This window comes from Psychrobacter sp. TWR1-1-1, assembly GCF_049895865.1.
Taxonomy (GTDB): Bacteria; Pseudomonadota; Gammaproteobacteria; order Pseudomonadales; family Moraxellaceae; genus Psychrobacter; species Psychrobacter immobilis_A.
On record NZ_JAFCTE010000026.1, the window covers coordinates 1 to 9449 of the forward strand.

At 38.1% G+C, this 9449-nt stretch carries 11 protein-coding genes; 6 read left to right on the forward strand and 5 right to left on the reverse strand.

Annotated features, from left to right (window positions below; genetic code table 11):
- Positions 1-138: 138 nt before the first annotated feature.
- A complete protein-coding gene (locus ACP69U_RS13190) occupies positions 139-408 on the reverse strand; it encodes a mobilization protein MobS (RefSeq protein WP_426138757.1) in 270 nt (89 codons plus the stop codon).
- A gap of 255 nt (positions 409-663) precedes the next feature.
- On the opposite strand from ACP69U_RS13190, the gene ACP69U_RS13195 reads away from it, so the two are divergent.
- The 5 genes from ACP69U_RS13195 (at position 664) to ACP69U_RS13215 (ending at position 5824) form a co-directional block, all read left to right on the forward strand.
- Positions 664-2400, forward strand: a complete 1737-nt coding sequence (locus ACP69U_RS13195; RefSeq protein WP_426138758.1) for a MobA/MobL family protein — start codon at positions 664-666, stop codon at positions 2398-2400.
- A 2-nt stretch (positions 2401-2402) separates the two neighbouring features.
- Positions 2403-3203: a hypothetical protein gene (locus ACP69U_RS13200; RefSeq protein ID WP_426138759.1), complete on the forward strand. Its 801-nt coding sequence runs from the start codon at positions 2403-2405 to the stop codon at positions 3201-3203.
- A gap of 280 nt (positions 3204-3483) precedes the next feature.
- Complete coding sequence (gene repM / locus ACP69U_RS13205; RefSeq protein ID WP_426138760.1) at positions 3484-4461, forward strand: replication initiation protein RepM; 978 nt, start codon at positions 3484-3486, stop codon at positions 4459-4461.
- A 95-nt stretch (positions 4462-4556) separates the two neighbouring features.
- Complete coding sequence (locus ACP69U_RS13210; protein ID WP_426138761.1) at positions 4557-5249, forward strand: thiopurine S-methyltransferase; 693 nt, start codon at positions 4557-4559, stop codon at positions 5247-5249.
- A 68-nt stretch (positions 5250-5317) separates the two neighbouring features.
- Positions 5318-5824, forward strand: a complete 507-nt coding sequence (locus ACP69U_RS13215) for a GNAT family N-acetyltransferase (RefSeq protein WP_426138762.1) — start codon at positions 5318-5320, stop codon at positions 5822-5824.
- Positions 5825-5909: 85 nt separating this feature from the next.
- Here the strand turns inward: ACP69U_RS13215 and ACP69U_RS13220 are convergent, their stop codons facing one another.
- Positions 5910-6542, reverse strand: a complete 633-nt coding sequence (locus ACP69U_RS13220; RefSeq protein WP_426138763.1) for a recombinase family protein — start codon at positions 6540-6542, stop codon at positions 5910-5912.
- 175 nt (positions 6543-6717) lie between these two features.
- On the opposite strand from ACP69U_RS13220, the gene ACP69U_RS13225 reads away from it, so the two are divergent.
- Positions 6718-7326, forward strand: coding sequence for a hypothetical protein (locus ACP69U_RS13225; RefSeq protein WP_045452568.1), 609 nt, complete (start codon positions 6718-6720; stop codon positions 7324-7326).
- A 264-nt stretch (positions 7327-7590) separates the two neighbouring features.
- Here the strand turns inward: ACP69U_RS13225 and ACP69U_RS13230 are convergent, their stop codons facing one another.
- From ACP69U_RS13230 to ACP69U_RS13240, 3 genes are all read right to left on the reverse strand, one after another.
- Complete coding sequence (locus tag ACP69U_RS13230; protein ID WP_426138764.1) at positions 7591-8007, reverse strand: SMI1/KNR4 family protein; 417 nt, start codon at positions 8005-8007, stop codon at positions 7591-7593.
- Positions 8008-8932: 925 nt separating this feature from the next.
- On the reverse strand, positions 8933-9133 hold the full coding sequence (locus tag ACP69U_RS13235) for a hypothetical protein (protein ID WP_426138765.1): 201 nt from the start codon (positions 9131-9133) through the stop codon (positions 8933-8935).
- Positions 9134-9189: 56 nt separating this feature from the next.
- On the reverse strand, positions 9190-9449 hold a 260-nt coding region (locus ACP69U_RS13240), incomplete at its 5' end, for a hypothetical protein (RefSeq protein WP_426138766.1).

Here is a 9449-nt window from a genome sequence, read left to right on the forward strand (position 1 = left end):
AACGCCAAGAAAAAGCCTAGCATTACTATAAACCCTGTAATTGCAAGGCGTATCACTATTACTAATATGTTATCAACCCATGTATCATTCTTCTTATGCTCTAGAAACTTAAACATGACTATCCTTTTTTTTGGCTACTTAACTCTTAATTGCTTTAAGTTCCTTTACCAAATCTGCCATTAAATCCTTATCCGTCTGTCTGGTCAGGAAATTCAATAGATTATCAGCCGTATATTCTTTCAAACCATCCACTGAACCCTTCTCTAAGGCATCTACTAAGAAAGCACCCAGTAGTATTTTTTGCCGTGTCAGCTTCTTATCTAACTTCTGTTTCTCTCTATTTATCTTAAGCTCAAGATCGTTAATCTTTTGCTGTTCTTTCAAATCATTACCACCAAGTAAGCTCATAACCCTTCCTTAAATTATCAATTTTTTCATGTGTTTAACTATAGCAACTTCGCCAATAGCTAACAACAGTTTATGATATAGTTATTTGACAGATGTTTAAGTCCCACTGACTAAGTGCGAGTTTTCGACTTCACAAATGTTTATTCCCTACGGTTAACCATTTATGAAGTCAAAACATCGGCAGGGGCAAGCCCCCACACCCCCAACATTGCAAAAGACGCAATGTTAAAAAACCTAAAATAAGAGCTTATAGAAATGGCTATTTTTATCGCATCGACCAAATCCATATCACGAGGAAGCGGACAAAGTGCCGTTGCTTCTGCGAGCTATCGTGCTGGTTGTGAATTGGAAGATAAGCGATACGGTAAGACCCACGACTACTCAAAAAAGCATGGGGTAATGAGTGCGGATATCATTTTGCCGTCAGCATTGGCTGCTGCCAATGCTGATATTGATCGTAGTGATTTATGGAACAAAGCGGAAGCTGCCGAGAAAAGAAAAGATGCGCGTGTGGCTCGCGAATGGCTGGTCAATCTACCGCATGAATTAAGCGCAGAAGACCGCAAAGAGCTGGCGCACCAGTTCGCCCAAACCTTAGCAGACCGTTACGGCACGATTGCCGATTGCGCCATTCACAAGCCTACCGACAAAGAGATTGAGCGAGGCGCAGACCCTCGCAACTTCCATGCTCATATCCTGTTCACCACGCGCACCGCAGAGATTGACGATAACAATCAGATCATACTGACCGACAAAGCGACTATTGAGCTGTCAGATAATAAGCGGCGTTCGCTTGGTATGGAGCGAGTCAGCCATGAGATTACAGACGTTCGCCAAATATGGGAGCATATCGTCAACGAAAAACTAGCCGAGCATGACCATAGATTGATTGATAGTCGCAGCTATGCCGCGCAAGGGATTGATATTGAGCCACAGCTAAAAATGGGGTCAGTCGCTACCAAGCTGGAACGTGACAAATACGAGCGAGAGCTAAAAAAAGCAGAGAAAGCCAAAGAAGAAGGCAAGCACTACGAGATTGATAAAACGCCAGCAACACAGCTCGGCACCATCAACGAAATAATCCACGAGCGCAACGAGCTGGTATGGGGCGTAGCGCTTGCCAAAAATCAGACAGTAAATGATGCCGCTGAACAAATTATCTTTAATGGTCATAAAATCAAGGATATTGAGCACACCACACCGCCACCAATACAGACGATCAGTAGCGATTCGCCCACGCCAAGTATGGCAACCGCAGCAGATAAACCTATCAAAAACCCTGAACCACCACCTGCACCAAAGCCTAAAGCCCCCACGTTAGATGCGGTGGCACAAGCGATGGCAATGGCGAAAGGGGTTGCCACTCGAAAAGCCGACGAGCAAAAACAAAAAGAGTTGGCGTTGGAGCAGCAAAGGCAGCATGAGCTTGCTGAACAACAAAAACGTAAACAAGCCGAGCGTGAGCGCATTGAACAGGCACGAGCCGACAGAGCAAGGCAGCAGCAAGCGATAGCCGAGCAGCTGGAGCGCGAAAGTCAGCAGTTCATGGTAGATAAAAAAGCACTGTATGCCGCTGTAATGGCACAGTTAGAACAGCATACACAGAAAGAGATTGATCCAAACAGTAAGGTAGGCAACCCTATTTTAGCGATTTCAGTCGCTAATGAGGTGATGCACAACCTTAATCAGTATATGGATAACCCAGATACCACACAGAGACAGCACGAGCTTGCGTTAAATGAGCGTGGCGCGTTAACGGACTTAGTGATCGACAAATCAACGCAAGCATTGAATGAAATTAAAAATCTACACTATACCAGTGAGCGTAAAACGCACACAGCAGCTCTACAAGGCGTTTTAACTGAATTTACAGACAATCACGGGCAAAGCGTCGATAAAACGCAGGAAAAAGCCCTAGAGAGCGCACAAAAAGCCGTTGCAGACTACAGTAACGAGATCAATCGCAGCCATAGCTATGGATTAGGAAGATAAAAATGTCAGAGATACCCAACCTTGAAGACCTGCTTACCGCTATTGCAACGCTTACCGAGCATAACACCGCATTGCTCACGCAAAGAGAAGAACAGTATCAAGCGATGGCAGCAAGAGATACAGCCACCGCAAAGCTTGTCAACGAACTAACCGCACAGCTCAAAGACTATCAAGAACGAGAAAATAAAATAAAATCAGCGATTGTTGCCGGTACAGCTAAAGAGGTTCGCTTAGAGGTTGCTGATCTTCTTAATTACTACTCTAACCAGCTAACACAAGGCGTTGGTGGTCACGTTCAGCAAGCAAATACGCAGCTAGAAAAAACGATAGATATAGCGAAGACACAGATAACCCAACTGTCTAAATTATCAACTGAGATGAAAGGAACGTTTGATGCTAACTTTAGCAGCTTAAAGCTTTTTTCTGAGTCTTTTGAAGATCAAAATAAGAAATTGGCTAATGATGCAAACATTGCGTTAAATAGTGTTAGACATCAAGCCAAGAAAGGGGCAGAAAAGTACACAAAGGAATTATCAGACGAGTTTGCTAAATCACTGAGCTGGAAGGCTTCTGCTCTAGTAGGTGGTATCTGTGCTTTCATATTTGCACTGACGTTATTTTCTGTTTGGCTTATCGTACCTAGTAAAGCTGAGATAGCTGATCGTCAAACTGAGTACAACCGTTTAGCAGCAGCTAAAGTTGCTCATAATGTGATTAAAGGTGAAGATGGTTACTATGCAAAAATTAAAAAACAATCCTGTTTTTTAGGTTCAGATAACGAACAGTACTGTAAATTTAGATAGATCAAAGCTCTTATCTTCTTAGTTAATAAAAAAAATAAAAAAGGTTTTTAATGCTTTTAATGCTTTTAATGCTTTTAAGTCCGCTACAGCCCTTTATTATAAAGGGGTTCGCCACCCATAGAACGTAGTTTACTTACCCATAGAACGTAGTTTACTTACCCATAGAACGTAGTTTACTTACCCATAGAACGTAGTTTACTTACCTTATAACGATATATATTTATTTATCGTTATAATGATGATATATTATTTATCGTTATATAGTTAGAGGGTTAAGTTGATGAAACCAAGTATGAATGCAGGTAACAATAAGATGGATCTTATAGTTAAGACAAACAGACTAAATACAGCAATCCAAAATCTTACGCTTGCTGAAATAAGGTTGGTTCAGTTGGCTATCATAGACAGCAGAGAGAAAAATGAAGGTTTGTCAGCTGATAAGCCTTTAACTATAAAAGCATCAAGGTATGCTGAAGCGTTTGGGACGACACGACAGGGTGCTTATGACGTCCTCAAAAAAGCAGAAGAAAACCTATTCGAGCGTAGGTTTACTTTTTTAGACGAAAACGATGGTTATCCCGTTAAGTCCCGTTGGATAAGTCAAGCTAAGTATAAGCAAGATAAAGGCACAATCGAAATTATATTTACGCCTGCGGTAGTAAATGAAATAACACGTATAAATGGTATAGAACAGTTTTTTACTAAGTACACGTTAGAACAAACATCGATGCTCAACAGCATGTATTCAGTACGTTTGTATGAACTTCTAATACAATGGCGTGAAGCCAAAAAAACCCCTTTATTTGGCTTAAAAGTATTTAGAGGGCAACTTGGAGTGGATGATGATGAATATGAACGGATGTGTGACTTCAAATCTGGCGTTTTAAATAAAGCTATTAAAGAGATTAATAAGCACACTGATATCAAAGTTAGCTATGAGCAAGAAAAAGATGGTAAAAATATTATTGGCTTTAAATTTAAGGTACTGTCAAGAAGTAAGCCGAAAAATAGTACACGACAAGGTATTAGTAGAGACGTAGAGATAGCAGATATGTTTACGGTTGAAGATCTAAATGATAGACAGCTAGGACGTATAGCTCGTAACCCTCAGTTTATTACTGACTATAATCACATGGTCAGCCCTACCAGCCCAGCTGGACAGTCGCAGCAGGGATGGGAGTTTGAGATGATTAATCGCCTTAAAAAAGACGCTTCTCAGTTTAAGAAACGTCCTATCAGAGAATATCTTGAATACTAAACTGACTATTATTTATTGAATAGATTGATACTGTCAAACACCTGTATACCGCTAATCACATCTAAAGTTAACTCTTAAAAATAAAGGTTAATGTTATGAACCCTGAGTTTTGGCAAAATGCATGGCAAAAGAGCCAGACTGACTTTACCCAAAAAACCCCAAATCCAATGCTAATAGATCATTTTAAAGCCTTAAATGTACCTAAAAATGGACGTGTTTTTGTGCCTCTATGTGGTAAAAGCATAGACATGCTATGGTTTTTAAATGAGGGTTTTGATGTTGTCGGTGTTGAGTTATCAGAAATAGCAGTCCCCCAATTTTTTGCTGAAAATAACTTGCAGGCGACAATATCACTACACTCAATCACACCTAGCCTAACCTGTTATCAAACTAAACATAAAGGTCAGAGTCTCAAAATATGGGTAGGTAATATTTTTGATTTGAGTTCTACTGATCTTGGACAAATAGATGCTATTTATGATCGCGGCGCATTAGTTGCTCTTCCAGATATTAAGCCAGAAAATCTACGTACACGTTACACACAGAGAGTTATGGAGCTGAGCAATACAGCAAATCAACTGCTATTATCGTTTGCTTATGATGGAAAAAAGCAGCGTGATGATAAACATAAAGATTTACCGCCTTTTTTAATAACACAAGCTCAACTCGAACAATACTACGCCAAGTATTATCATATAAACCTGATTGCACGAGAAAAATCTGAGTATGTTTCTACCGCTGGTGACTCAGGATATCGTCTCGTTCATACGCTCATATTCAAAAAATAGAATCAAAGATATTATGTTAAATTTGCTATAAAGTTTAACAAGCTAAATATTCTTCATCGGAAATGCTTATGGATATTGCAATAATACCCCTATCAAAAAATGTATATCAGGATTTGTTCAAATTTGAACAATATAACTGGAACTACTTTACACAAACAGTTGGTGAAAGACCTGATAGTTATCGAAATTATGACAGTTTTATATGTACTCAAAATGATATCCTAAAAGAGCAAGCGAAAAGTGACATTGCCTTCTATGTGATATATCAACAGGGTAAACTGGTGGGACGTATTAACTTACGCGATATTGAAAGCAGTAAAGCTAATTTAGGCTATCGCATTTGCCAATCAGCAGTTGGAAAAGGTATTGCTACTCTTGCAGTCAAAGAAATTATAGCTATTGCAATACAGATAGGTATAAAGCAGATTAATGCTGTAGTTTCAGAAACCAATCCTGCCTCAGAAAAAGTATTATTAAAAAATGGGTTTGAGTATTCACATACTGAAAATGATGCTGTAAGTCTGAATGACACTATGATCAACATTAGGCATTTCTATAAGCTGCTAGCAACCTAAAAAGTTATATCCCAGCGGAACCATCTAAAAAGGCTCATTAATCAATTAATAGACTACTCATAGCAGACTACTATATTGGAACCACTTAATGAGCAGTGATTAGTTTAGGTTTTTCCTTGGCCACATCAGCGATCAGATGCCGTGAGCACTTAGCCATTTTTTGAATATCAGAATAGCTATGACCTGATTCGAGTAGACTAGCGATGATCTTGCGCTTTCCAGTATCTTTCCTACGTCCTAAATACTTACCTTCTGCCTTGGCACGAGCAATACCTTGCATCTGACGGTTACGGCGATCCTCATAATCTTTTCGAGCAATGGCTGCGAGCATATCCAGCAGCATCGAGTTAATGGCCTGCAATATACTACTCATAAATTCAGTGCTGCTTTCAGGTTGAAGTGCCATATATGAGGTCGGCAGCTCTTTTGATACGATAGATAGCTTTTTTTCTGATAGCATTCTTTTGAGCGTATCCCAATCCGCTTGGTTCAAACGTGCCAAGCGATCAATTTGCTCAACTAAGATCACATCGCCCTTATGAGCATCTTCAATCAGCTGCATAAGCTTGGGTCGTACCAAGGTAGCGCCTGATTCGTTTTCGACATAGAAGGCAGCAATCTTGTGGCCATGGTCGTTGGCAAATGCTATGAGTTCGCTTTTGGCACGCTTAGCGTCTTGTTCTTTGGTAGACGCTCGTAGATACGCTCTAATAAACATAAACACCTAAAATAGTCTGTTATAAGTGGTTCCATTATAGCAGTCTGTTTTAAGTGGTCTGTTAATAGGTTTAAGGGCTAAAATAGCTGGTTCCGCTAGGGTATACCTAAAATACATATTCAACGCACCCTAAAGATACGGTTTCCTAATATACTGGCATTGCAGGTGAAAAATAATGAGCTATTTAAATGAAAAATGGAAACCAAACTTTGGAATTGTATATACATGGTTTGCAATGGATAAAAATGGTTTAATTGCTATGATGTTTAACAACTCGTGGGGAGATATACCAAAATCTATTCTAGGAATTAATGGCGCTGAGTTATTATTAGATGATCTAAATGAATTTACTTATGAAGAGTCTGAGAAATTTTCTGAATATCCTGTTCGTAAGGATGGTAAAGCTACTTTAGATCTATATTCTAGTCTAATGTACAGAGACTACAAGTCTAAAAAAGAGGTTGAAAACTTCATTCAACACAGATTACGTGATGAAAATGAAATGTCTGATTGGACTGTTCCTTCCTTTAAAGGTTACTTTATTTATGAAGCAGTTGAAGGAAGTAATGAAGGAGAAGATTATCCTGTGGGATATGAAGGTCAGACTAAAATAGGAGATTATTTTCGTCATCTTATGCCAACAGTATATGGTTCTATTAATGACTTCCCAAAAGAGCTATGGTACGGTATTGCCGTTTCAGATACATTAGATTTTACTAAAGATAGAGTGCTTGACAATGACAAGATCAATAACTACTTTCCTAGAAATTATGAATCCAGATAGATAATAATCCTTTGAATCTGCTACAACTTATTCATAGCCGATAGTTCGATGCCTGTATAGCGCACCGATCATGGATTAGTAGAAATGAATGCGACCATCAAAAATCGACCTTTATACACCCTATTAAACTATATTTGAGGATTGTTCTTAGCATACTGTAATCTTGCATACTGTAATCTTGCATAAAACTCTGGATCAGTATCCTCTAAGCTGTTCTCATACTCTTCTCTGGAAGTTAAGGATTCAATGAAACAATCAAAGCTATCAGCTATCAGCTATTTTGATTAAAGTATTAATGTCATCAGCATAAGAAGACTCATGATCATAAAAGTATACTTTGCCGTATTGCTTAGGCAGCAAACAAATGCAAAAGTTGTTACCTCCCTCATCATAAGCAAATGCCAGTAACCCTGTTTTCCTTGTGCTGTTGTCATCACCAAAGTTTGATTCTAATTGAACGTATTCAGGACCATCATGTATACCTAGCATACCGTGTATAATCGTTATACCTTCATCTTCTGATATATTGCAAATAGTATTAATAGGCTCTGCGCCATTAAAATTAAGGAGGTATTTACGATAATCTTCTGGCAAACGATACTGTATTGTTTGTTCAAAATCTTTTAGTACCTTAGTGCTAAGCTCTCCAAAAGGGTTAGCTGCTGTATACTTTGTTTCCATTAATTTATACCTTGATTTAAGTTTACATTTCTACATCTTACATTATCAAAATCTTAAAAAATATGAAACACAATCAATGTCAGGTGTATCTCTACAATTATCCTCGAAATATCAGCCTTATGTACACTCACAAGTACACTGCTATTATTTTCAGCAGATCAATCTATCAGCGCATATGACATACAGCTAGATGTTCAAGTCCTCACTAGGGTACCGTGCCTTTAGGATGCTATGAACATATCCATTGACAATAATTATCACTAACATTACTATTCAATGTTTTAAATAAACATACGTTCATTTATTAGGATTTTTAATGCGGAAATTTGTCCTAAGTTATCAAAAAGGAAGTTACCGAAAACTTTTTGTTGTGGCCTTAATCCTAAGTTTTGGTTTTTTCATAGACTCTTTTGTAGATAAAGATATGCCAAACATCTTAATGTGGCTAGGAGTGTTTTTAGCAGCTTTAAAACAAGTGATTATTCCTATAGACCTCGACCAAGATATTTTTTCATCAAAACCAAAGCTTACTAGCTACTATAATAAATATAGCATATGGCATAGAGCCGTGATGTTAGGTGATAAAGTCTCGTCCTTCATATTTACGGCTGGAATACTCTATAGCATATTTGGTTAACTGAATTATGCTTAGTAAGCCATAACAAACCTGTTGGAAATCACTAATATGATGGAAGAACTAATACCGATCGCTTATTTCTTAGGTATATTACTTATTTTAAATATTTTAAGTTTTCTATTTTATAAATATACCGATTTAGTCAAACCCAAACATCTGTATTGGTATTTCTTTGTAATTTCCATGATTATTTCAATCATCATACGCTTTCTATAGTTTTGACTATCACCAGTCATTATTGGTGACTAGACAACTCACTACCTAAAACTGGACAATCAAAATAGTAATTTAAACACGCTCGGCTTCTAACTTGGTTACTATGTCCTTAAAAACTTCTTCAAAGTGCTGGCTATCAGTACATCTTTTGAACGCATTACCATTCCAAAACCCTAAATGGAATATGATTGTAAGTCGCTTTTTATCCGCAGTTATCTGTTTAACTTCCGATAGGTTAACAATTCCATTATCTACAACTATAAAACTTGGCATCTAAATCTCTTTCTATGGTTCTTATTAATAATAGGTAGCTATAAATCTTACTTGCTCTATTTGGTTTCAGTATCAGAGTCGGGCAGGAATGTACGAATAATAAAGCGATAGATATCACAACATAGAGTCCAGAAAAACCAAAGCAATATAGCAGCACATGCACCCAAGCCGATAACAATAGTGCCTATTCTAATACCGCCATCCAGACCCCCATTCCAAATATGAGGTGCAATAGGTGGACCCATCGTAGCAATAAACGCCAAGAAAAAGCCTAGCATTACTATAAACCCTGTAATTGCAAGGCGTATCACTATTA

What these genes read in the sequence shown, in the direction of transcription:
- ACP69U_RS13200 (WP_426138759.1), top strand. Translation starts at nt 2,403, where the DNA reads ATGTCAGAGATACCCAACCTTGAAGACCTGCTTACCGCTATTGCAACG.
- repM (WP_426138760.1), top strand. Translation starts at nt 3,484, where the DNA reads ATGAAACCAAGTATGAATGCAGGTAACAATAAGATGGATCTTATAGTT.
- ACP69U_RS13230 (WP_426138764.1), bottom strand. Translation starts at nt 8,007, where the DNA reads ATGGAAACAAAGTATACAGCAGCTAACCCTTTTGGAGAGCTTAGCACT.
- ACP69U_RS13225 (WP_045452568.1), top strand. Translation starts at nt 6,718, where the DNA reads ATGAGCTATTTAAATGAAAAATGGAAACCAAACTTTGGAATTGTATAT.
- ACP69U_RS13190 (WP_426138757.1), bottom strand. Translation starts at nt 408, where the DNA reads ATGAGCTTACTTGGTGGTAATGATTTGAAAGAACAGCAAAAGATTAAC.
- ACP69U_RS13235 (WP_426138765.1), bottom strand. Translation starts at nt 9,133, where the DNA reads ATGCCAAGTTTTATAGTTGTAGATAATGGAATTGTTAACCTATCGGAA.
- ACP69U_RS13220 (WP_426138763.1), bottom strand. Translation starts at nt 6,542, where the DNA reads ATGTTTATTAGAGCGTATCTACGAGCGTCTACCAAAGAACAAGACGCT.
- ACP69U_RS13210 (WP_426138761.1), top strand. Translation starts at nt 4,557, where the DNA reads ATGAACCCTGAGTTTTGGCAAAATGCATGGCAAAAGAGCCAGACTGAC.
- ACP69U_RS13195 (WP_426138758.1), top strand. Translation starts at nt 664, where the DNA reads ATGGCTATTTTTATCGCATCGACCAAATCCATATCACGAGGAAGCGGA.
- ACP69U_RS13215 (WP_426138762.1), top strand. Translation starts at nt 5,318, where the DNA reads ATGGATATTGCAATAATACCCCTATCAAAAAATGTATATCAGGATTTG.